Annotated in this window: 1 protein-coding gene (only partly in view); it reads right to left on the reverse strand. The window is 52.5% G+C overall.

The features are described 5' to 3' along the window. On the reverse strand, positions 1–21,330 hold the 3' portion of the coding sequence (locus ACOJUN_RS17900; protein ID WP_422133271.1) for a TcdA/TcdB catalytic glycosyltransferase domain-containing protein. 2,547 nt of this gene lie beyond the right edge of the window; the window shows 21,330 of its 23,877 coding nt (coding positions 2,548–23,877); its start codon lies off the right edge, out of view; it ends in the stop codon at positions 1–3.

Below are 21,330 nucleotides of genomic sequence, written 5' to 3' on the forward strand. Positions count from 1 at the left end.
TTAGTTTTGACCAATCCTAGTCGAAGGTTGCGGGGTCGTCAGGTTCTGCATCGCTCCCTGGCTTGCCGATGGGACAAACGACGGGCTCTCATCACTGTGATTGCCAGTCGTGGTGTTGAGTTCCTGAACCAGACGCTGATAGTGTCGGTTCAATTCGGTGTCATTCTGACTCGCTACCTCGGGTTGCTCACTCTCGGCTTCACCTGTGTCAGCGTCGTCTTTCTTAGCTCCGGCCAGACTGCCCAGGTAATTTGCCAGCTGTTGCCCCTTACGAATGATCCTGTTCAGTAAAGGCTGGGTTCCGTTGCCTCCACCCTCAGCGGCCAGTGCCCTCTCCGGGATGCTCTCATTCATTGAGCGCCTGCCATTTGACTGCGGGGTGTCTACTTTCGCAAGCACCTCGCTCATGCTGAGCACCTTGTTATTGACGATCAGGCGCTCAATGGTCTCGCCTCCCTCACTGAAAAAATTTTGCACCCGAAGGCTCTGGGTGGCATTGATCGGCCTGGTGCTATTTTCACTGTTTTTCAGCAGGTTATGATTAGGCCTGACAGTCAGGATAAGATCCTCGTCCGACTTTTGATAGCGCAATCTCTGGCAGTCATGGGTATTAATTTCGAGCTGGTCAGCCGTGCCTGTGGCGTTTGCCAGAAGCCATTGGTCAGTGTCAGAGAAGTCATCGCCAGCAAAGTGGTAAACGGTGCTTTTTTCATCTATCAGGTACTGATGTCCGGGGATGGTTTGCTTTGAAAGTGAATAACCCGACTCGAGTCGTTGAGCAATTTTTACCTTGTCATCGAGAATGCTGTCATCCAGTTCCAGGCTGTCTGGCCAGCCATTGGCGTAGATAAGGTCAGGCTCCTGCCAAGTGCCTATTCTCACCAGGGGATCGGCACCGGACGCCATCATTTTTATGCCTTCAAACGACGGGAGACGTTGGTTGATGATGAGTTTGTCAGCGTCATAACAGTTAAGCGTCCGAATTTTCCTGGCTGGCTTGAAGGCCTGGGTTGCCAGAACAATCTGGCCATTCCGGTAGATGGTTAGAAAACCACTGTCATTTATTGTCATGACCAGGTGCAGCTGGGGGGAGGTAAAAAAGGGCCTGACCCCTCGATGAAAGACCTTGGCACCCTCCGTTAGTCTGACCTCCAGCTTCCCGGGTTTCAGGCTCAGGCTGATGGCATCAGAGCTGTCAGCCTCGGCAAAATGAACCAGTGTGCTCCCGGCCAGTGTTCGCCTGCCCAGCGGCAGGCCCCGGCGAATCCAGGCTGCCAGGATAAAACTGCCGCCGGTGACCGGAGGAGGCACCAGGCGGGATAAGCCCGCTGGGCAGCGAGTCTGGTCACCGCTGTCAGGAGCATTGCGTAGATCCAGCGAACGCCAGCTGGCTGCCTGCACATCCGCAAGGCTGACACCAGCCATACGAACCCGGTTAAACGAAGAAGGAGCAAAGAATAGCTTTAGCGCACCCTTTTCATCTGCATTCTCCAGCTCCAGACTGACAAGGTTATTGCCGGAACCGGGATGGACACTGACACCGCTGCTTTTGAGGTGGAAAATATCATTTCCCGACTCTCCAAACAGCTCAACCCCCGGTCTGACAGCACCTGAGACGAAGAACTCGTCATCACCGGGCCCGCCGTGTACAGGCTCGGTAAGATTGCCAAGCTGATAAGTGCTATCCAGTCGTTTATCCACAGTCAGCTTGGCGTGATAGTAATCTCGAAGGTTTTTGCCGCTAAGCTGCCTGCTTCCGTTGTTGGCCGGATCAATGGTTGTCAGGCGCCAGATATGCCGTTCCAGGCTGTTGATAAAGTGCCCGGTGACCAAACTGCCATCTTCGCGCACACACTGGGGAACGTACCCTAAATCGATGCTGAAAAAGAAATGTCCGTCGTTGTTCACTTCCAGATGGGTATAATTCCCAGTCAGTCGCCAGTCCAGCTTTTCAGGTTGGACACCGTGCAATATCAGGCTATTCCCGTTGTCCCGGTCGACGATCCGGGTGCCATTGGCCTGTGGGCAAATAACGTAAATATCCGGGCCCAGGTCGCCGGAAAGCAGGTCAGGCCCCAGGTTCGCCACCATTCGGTCAGCTTTCTGGCTGCCATAATGTTTGTTGTATCCAGCTCCTCCTATAGTGGAGGTGATTGAGCTATTGCCCCAGGTGTCGGAAGAGGAAATTCTGAAAGTATCATTGCCACCTCCGCCATCAACGGTAATACCGGCAAGGGCCGGAATGTTGAACATATCGCCGGAATCGGGGCCCTTGAAAATCTCAAAATTACTGATAGCTGTCGACAATTTTTCGGAAGTGCCCTTGGATTTGGACGACCTTTCCGTAAAAGACATATGACCTTTGACGTTTTTATCGGGAGGGCAGGCTCCCGAATCGCTTGCATAACAGGCAAAGCTCACTGCTTTTTTTCTTAAAGACAGATTGAGCCGGACAAAAGGCGGCTCGATGGTCATCTGGCTGAAATCTATCGTGTCGGTGCCCGGACCACCGTTTAAATGGGTGACCTTCGGCTGCTTCAGGAGAAAAAGGTAGTCATCTCCTCCCCTGCCATTAAAACTGTACAGAGAACCTCTGGACACGTAAATGTTATCTTTATCATCACCGGAAAGTTTTATCTTGCCCTTCCCTGAGTCTTCCAGGACAAAGTTCTTGACCGTTAAACTCCTTTCCAGGTCAACAACTACACGATGGCTGTCGGGCAAATCAAAGAGCAGGGTATTGGCACCGCTGCCGCCGTCCAGCGAGGTGCCATTTTGCCAACGGGCGTTAACAATGACCCGGTCGTCTCCGTCCCCCATGTGCACCTTGTCCAAACCACCCCCGGTGCTGAAAATATCCGTACCATTGCTGCCATAGTAGGAATCATCTCCCGAGGTCCCGGCAATCTGGACGATCCCATTGAATACGGTCTGGTGATAACGCCAGCTGCCTGTTTCCGTATTTCGCCATCGAGTCTGTGCGATCCCCTCGGTGACATTGACGGTCATCCCATCCAGTTGATAGGTTAAAGCGACTTTGATACTGGTTCCCGTGGAGCCTTTCCGCAGGAGTTGGAGACCATAGAGAACCGAGAGCTTGTCGTATATTAGCTGGTTGTATCCCTCCCCAGCAGCAATAACGGTTGCATTGCCCATGCCGACCACGAACTGGTTATTGCCTCCCATATCCTTCAGAATGTCGTGCCCCCCCATACCAAGCAATACATTATCCGTAGAGGGGTTTCCTGTTAGCCGGTCGTTGCCCGGGCCGCCAATAATGATGGGGACGCCAGAGTGTGAGTCCGAAGACAGGTCAAGGTGAGCATCCGGTATGATCACAGAACTGTTGTATGACCTGGAGACCCCGCATACCTTAAGAAAAGTCATATCCCAGCCAAAGCTATGACGTATCTCCAGCATGGCCAGGGCTTTCGCCATTGGCTGACCGGGAAACAGTTCGTCCCATTGTCTTGAGACCGGTTTTAATTCTGATATTGTACGATGGCCGTGTTTTCGTCTGCGACCGTCTGCATGGGTTTTAACCAGTTTTAAAGTCAGTGTGTGCTTTGGTTTGAAAGAGATAACGTTCTTCCCATTTTTGAAGGACTTGACCTGCTTCTCAATGAGAGGGGTCAGACCTTCAAAGCGCACCAGCTGTTGGTTCGGCTTCAGGGTCAGCTTGCGTAAAACACCACTGCGCGGGTTGCAACCGGGAGAGTCGAAACGAAACTCAATATCCAGACTGAGATTATTACTTTCCTCACTGCTAATCCGGTGCAGGCCGACGCCCAGGTTTTTTCCTTCGTTAGCAAGACTCTCCAGCTCTGTCCTGTCACGCCACCGATTCCGGCGGAATTCACCTAAAGGTTTTCCGGGGTAGCGATTCAAAAATGCCAGCATCTGCGCTCTGGAAAAGGGATAGATATCCACTTTCCTGGTGACCTTGCAAGAACCTTTTCCCGAACCAAAATAAGCTGACAGGGTCGTATTTCTCAGCTTCATCACATCCCCGTCTACGAACTGCCAGCGGCCCGTACCGGCCAAATCCTCCCGGTACCAGTGGCTATTAACGTGGCTGACTGTGACCGGCGGGATGTCGGGAGTGTTAAAGTCCAGGGTGACGTTATGATTGGGTTTCTGTTTGCTGAAAACCAGGTCCATGCGCTCGCTAACCGGGTTGACAGTCAGGCTGGCCAGCTGTTTGTGCTGCCGGATGCACCCGGCACCAAATCGTTCCCAGCGGATGGCCAGGACTGGCCATTTTCCTGTCGAAGGCTGCTGGGGTTTGTGCCCGTAAAATTTATGGTTACCAAGGTTGTTGCCACTTACCCTGATTGAGTCGGCATGAATGCCTGTATAAACCTTGTGGTGACCATCGCCCAGTATTACGGTGTTAAAACCGCTTCTCAGCCAGATGGACGTCTTTCCGCCGTCAGTGATGACCGTGTCGTTGCCAGCCCCGGCATCCAGAATATTGGTGCCACCGGTGGTCATGAAAACCGTATTCTCATGGTTTCCTTTGATCTTGTCATCGTGGGGGGAGTCCTGTATAACCTCGACACCGGTCACCACCTCTCCCGATGACGGATCCCGGTTGGTCATATCCAGCCAAAGATTTTCCTTTCGAACCGCATAGGAAATGGTGTCTGTGCCGGGGCCACCGTGCACCGCATTTTGATCGGTCAACACCGCCCGATCATTGCCCGCCCCCAGTTTTATTACATCTGTACCATTGCTGGCATAGACAAAATCGTCACCCCCTCGCGCATTCACTATGTTGTTACTATTTTCATCGCCCCTGAGATAAATGTTATCGCGCTGGTCGGTCCCGTAAACTTCTGAGCCGTCTTCGGAACCCACCAGATTTTCCATACCCTGAACACGGCCACCGGTCATCAGGCAGTCCACGAGGGTCGCGAAGAATTCAATGGCTTTGTTACTTTCACTGGCCCTGAGCAGGCTGCCCTTTTCGAAAAACAACAGGGAGCGGTCGGCTTTCATCACGAAAACGCCTTCACGCGAAAAATAGAGGTGGACTTCCTCCCGCCCGCTACCGTACCGGCCTTTGCCGAGGTAAAAGTAAAGCTGATCCCTGTAAATATCAGAAATTCGACTGACGCCTGTGTGACTGGCGTCAGGTGTGACGTGCGTCATCAATGCCTTAGTCACCGATAACTGGCCGGCAAGCTTTACACGAAAAACATCGAAAACGGATTTTTTGCCTGTTTCCTGGCTATCCGGGTGGTCGCGGTTCAACCCCTGAAAGATGAGGTAACGATAAAAACGGTTAAGCCAGTTTTCGTTTTTCAAGTCAGCCCAGAGTAATGGCTTAGAGTAACCATGACGGTAGTGAAGCGTGAGATCAGTGGTTTTGAATGACTGATCATTGAACCTGCTGATGCTATAACGACCAATACTGTATTGAGTCGTGAGATTACCTACACTTTCCTGGCGGAAAACAGGAAGCGAGAGACTGGGCAGAATAACAGTATCCTCTCCGGGCCCACCAAAAAGGCGTGCATAGCCTAACCCTGGCGAAAGACGGTCATTACCTGTACCACCGTGCTGTTCGACGGCACCGAGCTGGTCAATGAGCCGGTCATCACCCGCGTCGCCATACTGGGATTTGCCGTAATAAATCTGATCGTTTCCCGGTCCGCCGAAGCCGATTCCATCGACCTTTGACAGGTAGAGGGTGTCGTCGCCGTATCCCCCATAAGCCTTACCTGAGCGCCCAATCCAGATAACATCATTGCCACTGCCCCCGTGAGCAGTACCCGTCTTTTCAATCCGGATGATGTCGTTGCCACTGCCCCCGTAACCCGTACCCGTCTTTACAATCCGGATAACGTCATCGCCACTGTCCCCGTGGGCAGCACCTGACTCTTCAATCCGTATATCGTCATTGCCAGCGCCCCCTTTTGCCACGCCTTTTTTCAGGATCAGCCTGTCGTTGCCGGCACCGCCATACAGCTCTCCCTCGTTAATGATCAGGATGTCATCGCCACCCAGCCCATAAAAGATCTTGAACCCTTTCTCACCGTACATGTAGTCCGACAGAGACGATCCTCTCGTGGTTCGCCTTTCGTTGATCAAATCACGAAGGGCAAGTCCTTTGTCTCCTTTGCCATCCAAAAACCGGAGAAAGGATTTCTTCACTGTCTCAAGGTCCTCCTTATAATTATCCTGGTCAAGCCAACCAGTGGCATCCTGGTGGAGCACAAACCACCTGTAGCCCTCTTTCTCAAAGTGAGTTACCTGGTCATTAAGATATTCCTTGAATTTATCGCTCTCCAATACAGCACTGAAATCCTCCCTGGCGGTGGGAGGCGGCACCAGGGCCGCCAGCGCCGTTTGCAGAAAACTCAGCAGTTGACTGATTACGTCCACAATAATACCCAGCTTTGGATTGATGAAGTCCAGTGCTGTACTGAGCACATCAAGGCCAATCGTAATGGCATCCAAAGCGGCCATTGCACCAAAAATAGCCGCCTGTTTATGGCGGCCAGCTTTTCTTGCCGCATCGGCGTTGCTGGCATTAGAGACCAGTGAAGAAGCGCCAAGCGCAACAGAAATGACACCGCCTATAATGGGTACCGCCCTGGCCACATTTCGTGACACTTTCGGGCCCAGCTTTAACGCGACGCCAATGGCCCCTGCCGGATTTTTCGTCTTGACCAGGGTTTTGCTCAGCGCCCAGTTGGCGGTCGTGGCAATGCTGTAGACCGAGTTGATGGTGCCCAGGCCCGCACCTGCATAGGCCATGTCCCTGGCTTGGGCAGGCATCTCGTCTCCGTATTTTGCCAGGTTATTCAGTGACACCGAGGCCATGGCCAGGCCATAGACGGAACTTACCCCGCCGTAAATCATCCTGCCCGTATTGAATTTTGTACTGCGATCCAGCTTATCCAGCATGCGCATAAACTTCCCTTGCACTTTTTTCGGCCCGGCTATCGACCTGATGTCACCCGGGCTGCCGGGCTCAGAGCCATCCCCGACCTGGCCTTTTCGGGTCCGCAGGCTCGCCATGAACTCCGGGTTGCCAAGCAGCTGTTGCTTGACAAAGCGGGTGTCGTCGACACTGTAGCCCGAGTCATTGAGCAAAGTGGCCACCCGATCAATGACTTGCTCCGGATTCAGCTCCTGCTTTTGCGCCAGTGTCTGTCGTAAGAGTTCAAGAAGCTCCTTGCGGAACGCCGGGCTGTCCATAATGTCTTCGGTGACCACCGCTGCAAAACGTCCCTGTTCCAGCAGCAGGAAGGCGTCTGCCAGCAACCCCTTGTCACCGGCACTCTGCCTGGTATGGATGAAGTGATCACTGGCCTCAATGACATCCAGATGCCCGCTGACCCTGTCTATCAGGGCCATCGCGGTCCTGATCGGTCCGGAACCATCGCACAGAACACAGTCTGCATCGGGCAGTCTTGCTGCCTGACCGTCTGGCAAACCAGCCTTGTCCAGTGCCTGCAAGGTTCTCCGGAAATCACGGTCGGTGATATCAACCAGCTCAGCCATCTGGCCAAAATCAATATCACGCCTGAGTGCGGCAACGCTGTCGGCCACGTTCTGGCGAATCTTTCTGGCCAGAAGTCGGGCTCCGGAAAAATTCTCCCGCTTCAGCCTGTCTGCCAGCCCGATAAAGCTGGTCAGACGTTCCAGCAGGCCGGAGAGTGCCAGCTTGCCTTCCTTAACCGTGAACTCACTGACCAGCGACTCTGGTGACAGGCTTTCCACACCCTCTGGCAATCGGATTCGCTTCTGATGCAGGGCCAGGAATGTTTTTGCCTGATCCTCCGGTTTCTGGGCTTCCCATGCCTGCAGCAGAGCCATTGCTGCGGCGGCGGTCAGCGGGCTGTCGGCACCGCCATTGCCCAGCACCAGTGTGCCTTGGGCAGGCATCAGGTAGGAGGCATCGGCGGTGATTGAGGGGTCGGTCAGCACCCGAATATTCAGGTCGCCAGAGGTCAGTGAAAATTCCTTTTTCCCGGTCAGGTTCAGCAGCCCGTTGAGCCGCTGATAAAGCCCGGTAGAAATCGTTTCAGGCAGAGAACCCAGGGCGCTGAGCTCTGCCGCAAGTAACTTCCCGGCGATGGTTTCAGCCAGACCTGCCGGGATGGCTGACTGCCGGGCATAGTGCAGGAAACCATCGGCAAACTGCTGCCGGGTGACATGGTCCATCTTGTCAATAACGCCATTGACCTGGCCGGTCATGTTAATGTCTTTCAGTTCACTAAAAGCCTCATAATGGCGTGCCAGCTGTGACAGGTAAGCCTGAGTGGCTGCAGCGTTTTTGCCCGGATTAAGAGGCCGCCGTAACAGCCTCTTCAGGCCATCCTGTGACTGGAGTGACATAAGCGAGAAAGGATTGCCCGGGCCCGCCGGAGTTATTTTTATATAACGCCTTTTAGCATCCGCCATAACCGCATAACGAGGGCTGCTGGCGAAGGTTTCAATGATCTGATCCTGCCCCGCTATAGCCTGCACAGACGTGGGCTCTTTACCCTGGGCGTCCGGTTGTTGATTAACAGGCAACTGGAACGGCCTTCCGACGCGCCGTCGCAGTGCTACCGCCTCATGGAATACGGTGTCCACATCTTGCTTCAGATTGGCCAGCAGGCCAGTGTCAAAAGACTTCCAGCCGAGTCCCCGGGCAACAAAAGTGCAGGCTTTTTCCAATGCGACGAGAGTGGATATCCTCGGACTCTCTGGCGTATTTATCTCCAACCAAAGATCAACGTACATCAGTTTTGCGATGTCATCGATATCGCCGTCAGGCAGTATGGTCGTCACCGCATCGGTCACTCCCAAGCGTATCCGGCTGGCTGGCTGGCCGGTGTCACCCAGAACCTGCTCCATCTTCCAGTAGATAAAATGAACCAGCAGTGACTTCAGGTAAGTGCTGGCAACGACTTTTAGTCTGAAATGCTTTTTAGCGACCTCTATCTGTTGGGACAGAAAATTTTCTGCCGCCGCCCGACTTAACCCCAGCAGTCTGGCGTCGAGCAGGGATTCTATACCGGAACCAACGCTCCAGAAGGCCCGGTAATCCACGTTGACCAGCTCAGAGGTGGAGGGCAAGGCCTTGTAGGAGGCAATGGTATTATCAGAGACATCTGGAACCAGGGGCGCTGAGGATTGTTTATCATTGACAACCTCGTTGAAAAGTTTTTTCTCACGGGCACTGGCTGTAATTTCCCCTTTAGCAAGGCTATCCCTTATTGCCTGAATCCTGGTCTTGTCATGCAACTCTAAATACGCCAATGCCCGGCGATAATCGGCTTTCGTACCTTTGGCTAACAGCAGGTTATGATGGCCTGCGACCAGTTGCCGATAGAGGCTTGTGCCTGAAGGGGGGTCAACCGCCAGAGTCAGTGCGTATTGACGGGTCAGTCCCAAGGGACGCGACTCCTTGTCAGGCAGTGTCGCGGTGTTGATCCCGAACTGCTGGCGCACCTGCTGGCGCAGGGCTGTCAGCGACCCTCCACCACCTTCAAGTGCCTTCAACAGACTGGCACCCACCAGGTTGGTCAGGGTTTCCCGGAAAATAAATGGCCTGTTCCTGTTCTTCGTGCCCAGCAATAACAGGGCGTGGGCACTGTTTTCCTCACTCACCTCGACACGACTGTCCACCAACGGCCAGAGCGGCCTGGGGCTGATTTTTATTTTAAAAGGGCTAATATCGGCAATGCCTGCATCCCTGACGGGTTGCACCAGCGCCTGAAGAAGCTGCGATAGACGAGGCTCCCCCATCCCCCGGGCAATGAATTGAATGTCGTTCTGTAATTGCTCTTTGCCAATACTGCCCTTCCGTTGCAGCTTGCGATAAAACTCCATGTGGACAACCAGCCTGATCGGCAAAAGACGGTCTGGCCAGCCATCAGGAAGCTGGAGGCGAAAGACCTGCTTGCGGTCGCCTTCGCTGTGAGTCAGGGTGTAGCCGGGCCCCCGGTTGGAAAAAGCCAGGTCATCCCGGCGACCCAGCGTGAACGTTTTTTGCCCGTCCTTGGTTTGAACCTGAGCCTGGTAACGGCCCAACCCGGTATCGAGGGTGAAAGCCGGGCGCTCCCAGCCAGGTCCCGGAAGCGGTGGCGGATTTTTTTGCAGGAGATCAAGCCATTTATTGGCCCGCAGGGCATCCGCCCGCAACCTGGCTGGCTCTGTGGGTTCCAGCCCCCTGAGCCGCCGGTGAAAAAAATACTCCGCCAGCAGCGACTCACCGTCGGTCAGGGATGGCTTGTTGAGCAAATCAACAAGGGTGTCATCCAGGTTGTTGGTCTGCTGTGGGGACAGTGATAACAGAGTACGCTTGATCGCGTCCCGGTAATAGTCCGGGTCGGTAACTGCTGGAGCCCAACCAAGCTCGGTCCTTAAAGCAGCGACAGCCTGCGGGCTGTCAGGTGACTCCTGTCTCAACAGGGCCAGCAAACCGCTAAGCTCATCGCCTGCCGGAGCGGACAGGGGGCCGTTCTGGCTTTCAATAGCAATGAGAGGCTGATCATTCAGCCGGGTGACCGGTTGCCGCCCGGTGCTGGTCAGGGCAAGGGTTTTTCGGTTACCAGTGGTGACCGGTACATTGCTGCGGGAATCCGCAGCGAGGGGAAGTTGTCCGGGCTCAGCCCATTCCTTGCGCACGGCCTGTGCGTCCGTAAGAACCGCCTCTGCACGGCTTAGCCAGCGCAATAATCCCTGTTGTTCTGCCGCTGTGAAGGCGATGCCCCGTCGGTCTTTCAGAGCATCGGTCAACACCTCTTCAAGCTGCCCGGCGAGGTTGTTGATCCCGGCCAGTGCTTTCAGCTCACTGTCATCAAGCACGGCTGTGACCACGTCCGCCGGATCAGCCAGCAGTGCGGGCTGCGATGTCACCATGCGCTGACTGACCAGCCCACTCCAGGCCAGCTGCGTTAACAGTGAGCGAAGGTTTCTCAGCCCTGCACGACCAGCGTCGGATAACCGGTCAACCCGTTGGTTGCAATAATACTGAACCCGCTGAAACAGTCGACGGGTTTCCATATCCCCTATCAGCCGGGCAAAGCCGGACAGAGGCTCAGCAATGGCTTGATAGGCAATGCGGACCCGATGGCGGTTTTTCACAGTCGTTATCCCGCCCGCTGAGGTGACCTCCTGAACAGGGGTATGGGCTGATGCCGTGGCCAGCACGGGCAGCAGGTCGTACTGCTTACGAAGCTGGTTTTCCAGTTGCAGCAGCGTCCGGGCACTGGTGATTTTGGCCCCCTGCAACCAGGTCATGGCGATGGCTGGTGAGTTCACCTTATCAGTACTGACCAGTGCTGCCCGACACAAATCCTTCAGGACCGAGGCCAGTGCTCCCAGGTAATTACTGGTGGAGTGGCGTTGCCCGGTCAACACCGCCGGGTCAACCTTCAGCACCACAAGCCGGTTGCCACTGGTGTCCCCGCTGTCCCCGGGACGATAGGGTATCACCCGGTCAGCAAGAGCCTGTTTGCCAAACCTGATCACCAGCCTGAGAGGGGCAGGGGGCTTCATACCGGGCAGCAGCTGACTGTCCAGCTCGGTCATAGTGGCGGGTTTGATGAAACTGTCAGGGAACCCCAGGGCATTGACCAGACGCTGTCCTGCGGAGCTGGCAACAAAGACTCTCAGTTCTGACAAGAGCCGTTCGGCCTGATTCGCCAGTTTCTGGCCGGGACGGTAGTCGGCAGGAAGGATCACGGCTATCCTGTCGTCTGTGCCCGTCAGCGTCCGTAGCTCGGAACTGCTCGCTGACAGCCAGTGGCGGGCGGCGGCTAACTGATCCTTCAGCGATTCCTTCGGGTTGAGTTTGAACAGCCCGTTTGTCCCTGCGGCGGCGTCGTCCAGTTTCACACCATAAATCGTCTTTCCATGGTCGTTTTTTTTCAGCACCGGAATAAGGGTTTTACTGTTACTGTCGTACGACGCTAACAGCTTATCTCCGGATTGCAAACTCACTGCCCGGTAGTGACCGTCAGCTTCCGAAATCAGCTGATAAACCTTGCCATCGGAACGCCTGACCGCCACGGACGTGGTGGCCAATGTTGCGTCCGAAAACACCCGCTCAGCTGGGGAGTCGTTGCTATCGTGGATGCTGTCATAAACGGAAGCCTGGCCCAGGGGGGTGGCAGTAATATCCTTGTCTGAGCGCCTGAGCACCCGGTACAGCTCATCGTTGTGGTTAAGGAACTCAACTTTGTAATAAGGTTTGTTGGTATCGGTGTTACTGATATCCGTGCTGTCAATGTCCAAAAAGGGGCGGTCCGCCAGATTTCCTGCTGATAGCAGGCGAGTACTGCACCCGTCGACCCCACGTCGGCAGCGTTTGTTGTCTTGCGCCTCAGGGTCCCAGATGACAATCCTCAACTTCCTGCCACCGTCGTTGTCACTGTCACTGTCGCTGTCGCTGTCAGACTCAATCAGCCAGTACGCCGATGAAGCAAACCCGCTGGCATTGGTTGGGGCCTGCGAATCGGGCGTTGTTTTAAGTGTGTCTACGTAGTCAATCAGTTCCCACTGGTGAGGGGCCTGCTGCGTCAGAACATCCTTCAGTAATTTGATCTGCTGATCAGTGAAAGCCTTCCTGAACAGGGCTCTTTCACCATCAGGCAGGTCGCGCTCAAACTCATAGAGTGCTCTGGTAAAGGTTTGAATACTCTGGTCATTCTGATGCTCCTGAATCCACTCAAAGAGCGCTTCAAGTCTCAATGATAATGATTCAGACTTCTGATTGAACAGCCATGTCACCTCTTGTTTAATTTGTTCCCGAGTGATGGATGATCCAGCGGGGTCAGGATAAAGTGCAATTGAATCCCGGTTCATTGCCGCAGGCAGGAAATCCCATTGCCGGACAGAATCATAATCAATAGTGTTGCCCAGTTGACCCAGTCGCCCGGCTTCCTCAGGCCAGCCAGACTGGAACAGGCCGGTATCAACAGCCTCTACACTCTTGGCCAGACCTATGGCGTAAAACATGCTGACGACTGAGTCAAATAATCCGTGTCTTAGCGAAGGGTTATCCTTCATCCCAAGCTCAATAGTTACAGCGCTATCACCGACCTGCAACCGGGACGCCTGCAAGATAATATGGGGATTTAACTGCCAGTGAACAGGTAGGCCGACACTGAGGTCAAGCGAGTGCTGCTGTTGGAATCGCTGGCGATAGATGTCCGGTGAAAAATCACTGAAAATTCTAATAAACCGCTCGACATCATGCTGGTAGCGGTAGGGATCCAGCTCGCTGTTGTGCAAGGCCTGTCGGTACAGTCTTTCGTTGTGGTGTGTATCCAGAAATGCCCCTGGGAACTGGCTGCTGTGTGAACTGGCCGACAATAGCATCCATTGCGGATACGGTTTGTTTGATGGTTGTTGAGTCAACAGTCCGGTCACTGGCTCCAGGGAGTCAGCCAGGACAGGCATAATCCCCGCGTCGGTCTTCAGCTTGAAGCGATGGCTTCCATCTGCGAGGGGTTGCACACTCCTGATGCGAAAAGCCGACGGTGTCCCGGCTTGATCATCCTGACTGATCTGCCTGTTCACCTCAGCCAGCTGGATTTTGGTAAAAACACGGGCCAGCTGCTTAATATCTTCCTCCGGATACTGCAAGCGATATTGACCCAAGGCTTCCACCACTGCGAAACGCTGCAATTGGGGTAATGAGGAAAAGTGTTCCGAAAACCACGGCCAGCCGGCTTTACCCACACTGGACATCGCCAGTTCAAGAAACGCACGGGTAATTTCCGGATCTTGGCCAAGCCGGTCTGGTTGCAAAGCCAGCCTGAGGCGGCTCTGGAGGTTATCGGGGGTTGCCGGGGTTCCCGGAAACAGGCGTTTCACCATGCCGGTTTGACCCGGCAGGGCAAGGTCCAGAAGATAATGGCCATCGGCGTTTGTAGCGACAGGTCGCGCTGTGCGGTCTGCTGACATCCGGCCAGTCCAGAGTTCCCTGGATTTTTGGTTATCCTTCAGGGGCAGCGAGTACTCGTCCGGCAGCGTGCCGGGCAGCAGCCCGGCGCCGTTGGCAAGACGGTAATCCAGAGCCATCCCCAGCAGGTCTCTGATCCTGACGCTTGCTTGCAGATCCGGGGTATCCCGCTGGGCCAGGACAGTGAGCTTCGCTGCCAGTTCTTTGCTGACCTGTTGCAGGCCAACGCGCTTAATGTAGTCACTGAGTGAGTTAACGGCACTGTCGGAAAGGTAGGTATGGATATAATCTGCCAGCCTTATTCCCGGAAACAGGGGTTTTTCGTGAGAGTCGTCGTCCCCCGACAGCCGGAACAATAACAGGGTAAATAGCGATTTTAACTGAGCATGGATTGCCTTGTTATCGTCTGAGGCCGGGGGGATAACCGCTGTCGCGATAACTCTGGCTGACTTCAGGCTGGCCAGCAGCCTTTCTCCTTCAGGGCTGTCACTGTCAGCAAACAGTGCCGCGAACACCGGCGTATCCAGATTCTCAAAGGGAAACCTCAGGATGATTCCGGTGTCTGCCCCGCCAGTGGTTTTTGTCCAGTCAATGGACTGCCCTTCAGGGTTCCCATAAAAGTCGGCTTCCAGAGAAAGCTTGTGGGTGTCCAGTTCATCCAGAGACAACGGGGCCGATAGCCATTGCAATCCCGGCTGACCTTCGGCACCAAGCCATTTCTGAGTCGTCAATGGTGAGCCATTGACCTTTGTCGGGCTCTCGCGCCTTGTGCTGTCCGATCCGTCAGGTCTGGGAACAGTGTCGGTTATCTTTTCAAGGATGATCCGGCCCGATGCGCTGTCTTTTATCACCATCCCGATGTCGGTAAGCTGCACCAGGGGAGCAGGCCCCGTTTGCACCTTGCTGTTACTGTCTTGGGGGGCTTGCTGGTCTGGCAAAATGGCCAGTGTCAGTCCTTTGCTCAGGCCATAACTGCGGCCAGTGATGATTGCCGATAACCCCCAGGTCGCCCGCAATGCTTTTTGGGCCTGCCTGAGCACTGCGACATCGGGATGGTTTAACAGGGCTATGGCGAACAGCTTTCCTATGGAAACCGCTTTACGGTGTTCAGGCAGCGAGTCTTTTGTACCCACTGTCAGGGTCAGCGGATTGTTATTCAGGCGACTCTGGTACGAGTGCCATTGAGCGTTAAAGACAATCGTTATTTCCTGAAACACACGACTCAGAGAGATTCCGTACCCGGACAGTATCTCCTCCGATTTAAGCACCGGTACAATAAAAGCTTTACCTTCATCAGCAGGAAACAAGTCCAGGATTGTATAAAACTCAATGGGCAGAAAAAGCTCTGCCAGCTGTTTCCAGGGGGCCAGATTGTCAGTGGTTGTTAAAGGAAGCCGTTGACCCTCGCTTGCCCGCTGAAAATCCACCGAGACTATTTTTTGCAACTGCATTTTTTGCAACTGCGCCAGAGTGTCCCAGGCTGAACCTGACGGCCCGCCGGTTATTGCCCTTAGATTGGCAGTCAGCAGCAACCGGGCCACTTTGTCCTGTTGGATTGTGTCCTGGGTTTCCTGCAGACGGTTGACGAAGGTGCGGATTACATGCTTGAGCCTGGCGTGGCTGAGTTGACCCAGACGGTCGAGGATGGACTGCTTCACCCAGCGCTGGTAATCCGGAGTTTCGGTTTCAGATTTGACCAGGAATTGGGCTTTTGTTAAAAAAACCCCGTCAATCTCCGGGTCTGCTCCCAGTAACCCCGGGGTTTGAACGGACTTTATAATCGAAATCGTGTAGGGCTCGGGAGGGGAAAAAGCCATGTTTTCGAGATTGGGCCAGAGTTTTCGAACCTCCATGGTACCGAGGAAATGGTTTTGACCCTCGTCATCGACATAGTAAGTGACATCATGTCTTGAGAGTGGACTTATGACATCTATGTAACCCAGCTTCGGTCCTTTGTTCTCGCCTTGGGGTAATTCGAAATAATCTGAGAGATCACCAGGGGGGATAACCATCTTTCCATGTTCGACACGATGATCCAACAGGTCGGTGAACAGCAATTTTAACCTGACTTGCAATCGCTGTTTGGGAACCTTCCACGCCCTGCCAAGCCCTTCAGCCTCAGATCCCACTGTGGCCAGTTCATTGACCGTTTCCTGCAGCAACGAAGTAAAGGCCTGCCAGCTGTAATCCCGGATGGCTGACTTAAGTTGGGCGGCCTCCGAATCAGAGATAACAGTCATTAAAAAATCAGCGGTACCCAGTCTCAGTAATCCTCTTATTTTATTGATAGGGGTACCTGGAATATTCATTTTCCCCCTCATAAAATTGCCGGTTGAACTGTCTAATGCCTGCTTGTACAAATGCATGGTAAACATGGATTTCAGCAAGTCAGAATTCAGATTCAGTCTTTCTGAAATGACAGAGGCCTTATACTGGCACCAATGAAAAACTTTCCTTAATATGTCTTTTGTCTTTGAGACAAAAAGATTGGGAATATAGGAGGTTATATCCCCAATCAAACCAAGATCGACCCCAATATTGACATGAATACGATAAGGCGGTATCTGTGCTTCTGCCGCTATCGCTGCCTCCATCATGTCAGGCAGCAATGAAACTTGACTGTTTCTATATTCATCAAGGGTGAGCAACCTGAAATCTTCTGAATTACCTCTGGGGTTATTGCCAAGTAGCTCGTCATTATAAGCCCTAACTAAATCGCCTACGGTATAACCACCCTCAGGTATTTTTGTTAAAACAGAGACCATTGTCTTGGTCGCATGAAATAAAGCTGAGGATTCACTGAGATAAGCCGAGAGCGGTTTGGGTCCGGTAATGATTTCAATGATAGAGCGACCCTCATGGAGATCAGTAGACAGGAGCATATCAGGATAATCAGGGTTAATAAGCTCATTAGTATTTAATTGACTGCGTGCAAGCAATTCGCCGTCTTCAGCATCCACTTTTGTGATGAGATTCTCTATTTCAAGACCGATCTGTCCTCTATAATCGTCCCGACGTGTCTCCGGAGTTTTGCTCTTTTTTTGTAATCCCTTAATGCCAAGTTGAGGCAGAATTCTTTTTCGAATAGTTTCAAAATCGCTGCTGAAACCTTTCAGCCGATTTGATGCAACAATATAACCTGCTATCAGGCCTGATCTTGAGAAAGTTTGATAGTCTCCAACCAGCATTTTGTCTTCGGTGAAATACTGGCTTGGATCTACTTTCAGGATACAACCGGTATTATCAACCAGAACCGGCTGTGGCGTTTCTGTAGTGGATGGATCGGGAGGAGTAATGACCAGTAAGAGCCGGACAGAGTCGGGTATTTTGGCCTGGTCGAAGCCTGTCCCGAAAGATCCATCAATAACGCCCTGATTCACCAGAGCCCGGAGATCACCAAAGACCTGGCTCTGATCCTCTGCCAGGATGTCGGAAAAAGCCTTGAATTCAGAGGTGGTTCTGAGCAATCGAAGGGTTTTGATAATCTCATTGCGTAATGAAAACAGTTGTTTGGAAGGAGTATTGTTTTCTGGATCATTGTTTTCAAGAACATTGTTTTCGAGAACATTGTTTTCAAGAACATGTTTGATAAACCGGGCAGAGAACAAGATCGCGATCTTCGAAACCGAACCCTTATCGCCATAGGAATCCGGTGTCACTTCACTAATAATTCCGGGGCTGTTCTCCTTTATTTCACTGCTATAGACGTCCGTGTCATGAGAAAACGTTTTGCCTGACGAGCTTTCAATATTAGCCAGATCTGCAAATAAACTATTCTTTTTTCTGGCGGATAAACCAGATCTGGCTATTCGTTGTTTTAACATCTGGTAATCCGGGTCCTGCAACTGCAGTGCAGACCTCAGTTGTGAATCCCGCATCTGTTTCCAGAACTCTGCGTGTACTTTAACCAGACCTTCTGAAAAAGTACAAACAGAGCCCACCGGGGCTCTTGCAAGGTGACGAATAACGTTTCTGACCGAACGGGAGAGATTTCCTTCCTCAAACAATACCTCCAGTGCCTGCCGGAAATCATCTACAGTACCCTCGGCAAACTTAAGCCCATGGTCATTGCTATCAAGGACCAGTTCACGATAAAGCGGGTCGCCGGGATCCGGTAACCGCCGCATTGTCATACTGTTGTCAAAGCCGAACTCACCAAGAGGATCACTATAGAATTGTGTTTGCCATATCTCCGAAGCACTGTTGAGAATGTATGGGTTTGCCCCAATTAACCGCAGTTGCAGGAATAGAGCCATTCCGTAGGATTGGGTCATCACCCGGGCCAGGTCGGCATCAGACGAATAATGCTCTACATCCTTCAATCCAATCTGGAGGAAAGGCCCGGCTATTTCCCAATCCAGGACAATTACCCGACTGTCCGCGAGCAATCGGTCTTGTTCCGGGCGAACACTAATGGGCACCCTTCTTGCGACAAAACCAGTCTCTATCTCCCATTTGCGCCAGGCCAAAAGGGCATCGGCGAATTCATTAGGTTTACTGAAATAACCAAGCAAAGGCTTCAGCCTATCTGGGGTTCCATCCAGTTTCGACAGCTCACGCAGCTGAGAGCGATAGGCTCTGTGCTGGACGGTCGAGAAAAAAAAGGGTGAACGAGCCCCCATGGTGGTTTGCGAGGTCAAACGCTGATGCTTGTCGACAGACATCAAACCGTCGAGAAAAACCTTGCGATGACGGTTTCCTGAAGGTGGGAGCTCGACGATGAAGACCCTTTCGTCGGGGGCCAGGGCGAGTAATTCTGCGATCAGTAACCTCTCCTGGTGATCGGGTTTCTGATCAGTGTCCAGAGCTTTTTCTGCGTTGGTCACCAGACGAAGCAACAGTCTTCGTATCAGGCTTCGCAGAGCATCAGGCTCCGAGTCCATGTTAATGACTTCGTTGGCCAGTGTGACTACATCAGCCAACGGCAGTTGGTCTATTTTTTCATCAAGCTGCTGTCCTACCAGGGAGTCTGAGTGTTGGGTATAGGCTGACTCAATGGTATTGATCAGTGTCTGGGCATCACGCGATCCAAGCGGACCAGAGGACTGAAGCATAGACAGGATATTGCGCAGATTATCCGGAAAAGCCAGGCTCCTGGTCTCTGGCAAGTCCACCAGAACATAAGTTTCACCCGAAAGGTCGGTGACAACAGGCAGGTACTTGTTGTGTTTGTCGCTATCAAAAGCCTCACCACTGGCCAGAGACACAGGATCAGTAGAACTGAGAGCGCCATCAGGATCGTGCTTCAGCCTTTTGTTAATCCCAAGGGAAAGGCTTGCTTGCAGCGACTTTCTCTGTTCGCTCCTTTTTCTGGCGTTCAGTCTCAGTACTTTTTTGTCTGCTTGGTCCGTCAGATAGTGACCCAGCAAATCTTTCAGAGACTTGATATACCAATCGCTCAAGTCGGAAAAGTGAGTTTGTGACCGTTGGACCGAGAGGGCAAGCAGGTCATCTTTTTCGAATACAGAAGCTATCAGGTCAGGGCTGGAGATCCGGAATGGGTCTATGTCATTGCCACCAGGTGCGACAATGTCCTGCAAAGACCCAAGCAACAGGCGAGTAAACAATGCTGTCATCGCATTGGATGGCGGGTTTGCGACTTTCCGGGCCAGTTGATACCCCGCCTGCTGGGTCCGGAAAAAATTCTCCCGGGCAAAGGGATCGCCATAGGCCACCAGACCCACCCCGGAAAACGGGTCACCGATTGAGTCTGCGCGGACAAAGGCGCTCATCTGACGTTTTTCTTGTGGCTGAAGCTCTTTTGAAGCCCCGGCCCGGGCAACAGGGAGTTCGACATCGGCAGTCGGCAAAGGCATCAACTGGTAAGGAGAAAGGTTATCACCGGTGTTTTGATAGAGTCGACGGTTGTAATCCTCAATCAGATCGGAGAGTTTCTGCCTGCCATTGTTTTCGATAATCGCTTCAAGCAGTAAACGTTTGGCTTGTTGGAAATCAGGGTCACTCTCTTTACCTAGACGAACATAATCCCTGCCGGTGGGTAAAACGGGCAAATTCCGGAGTTTTTTCACCAACCCTCCTGCAACCGGGAGCTTGCGGGTTATTAACTGTCCCCGGTCGTCTTTCTCAAGCACCAGTTTGACGCGATGGTCTGACTGTGACCACAGCGGATCGCCGTTGGCGGGCAGCACACCCGTCCATTTGCGCCCCAACTCATCCACCGCCACCAGAGCGTTACGAGCCGTGATTCGACGTGTCCGGATTTCACCAAACAGTGCTCTGGCGAAAGCCTCCACAGGGTAATGCTCGCCACTGGCATCAGCGCCACAGCCCACCAGACTGACAGTTCTGACAAAGCGCCCGCCGGTTATGCGCTCAAGCACTTTGGCCAGTTGCGCAACCGTCTTCCCGCCCAGAAGAAACTTTTTGGAGTCGGCCTTATCCCCCTGAACCTGACTACCGTGGCCAACTACAATAATGCGGGTGTCGTCTTTAAGAAAATCAGCTTGCAATGCCTCAAGCTTAATGTCGTGGCCTGTATTCGGGTCGTACAGGGAACCATAAGAATCCAGAACTATATGGCGGCTGAAATCGGGCTGGTATTTGTTTGCCAGATATAACCTGGCTGTGGTTTCATTGTCGCTGTCGTCCAGCTGAAGAATGACCTGATTTTTATAATCACTGTCTTGCTCAGCAGTCAGGGCATAACGCTTGGTTTTATCCGTTCTGGGTAACCAGCTACTGGGGCATTCATCAGTATCGTAACTGACTAAATCAATCTGTGCTAATGGATTGACTTGCATGAAATAGTCTTTTACTTCAAGACCAACAGGGTCTTTATTTGAAAAAAAATCAGACAAATAATTCTGGGAGACTTCTATAAATCCTTGGGACCCTGATATGGCCATCGTCGATTTAGCCTGTTGCAATATTCCATCTTTCCGGTAATCAAAAAAACTGTAGGCGATTCTCTGATCAATATTCAATTCCCTGGCGATTGATTTTGCAGTTTTGTCTATATCTGTCTTGGCAGCGTTTAATGGCTTATCGATATTTAAACGTTCAATTAATTTATAACGTCTTATAATTCGTTTCTTAACTGCGTCAAGAGCCTCACTGTCAGGTGGCGCGATAATCAAGTTGTTGTTGATCTTTGCTTTTTCTTTGTAGATTAATTTTATTTCCACTGAACCAGGAATAACCCTGAGCGAATCTTGAAAGACAAAAAGGGGTTTTTCGCCGTGGTTGGCTATGGCTTCTTCAATGCCCTTAATAAGATCAGGGTATTCTTCCTTTATTCTGTCATAGTATTTCTCTTGTTCCGGATCAGGTGTCCGGCCAAAAAACAGCTGTTCCGGCCCTTTCTGGCCAAAATACTTAATGATTGCATGGTTAACGGGGTAATTCGGACCGATCCGACGGTCTCCAAAGGGAAAAAAATCCGGAAATCTAAGGTG

Source organism: Endozoicomonas sp. ALD040 (assembly GCF_049275945.1).
In the GTDB taxonomy this organism is placed as follows: domain Bacteria; phylum Pseudomonadota; class Gammaproteobacteria; order Pseudomonadales; family Endozoicomonadaceae; genus Endozoicomonas_A.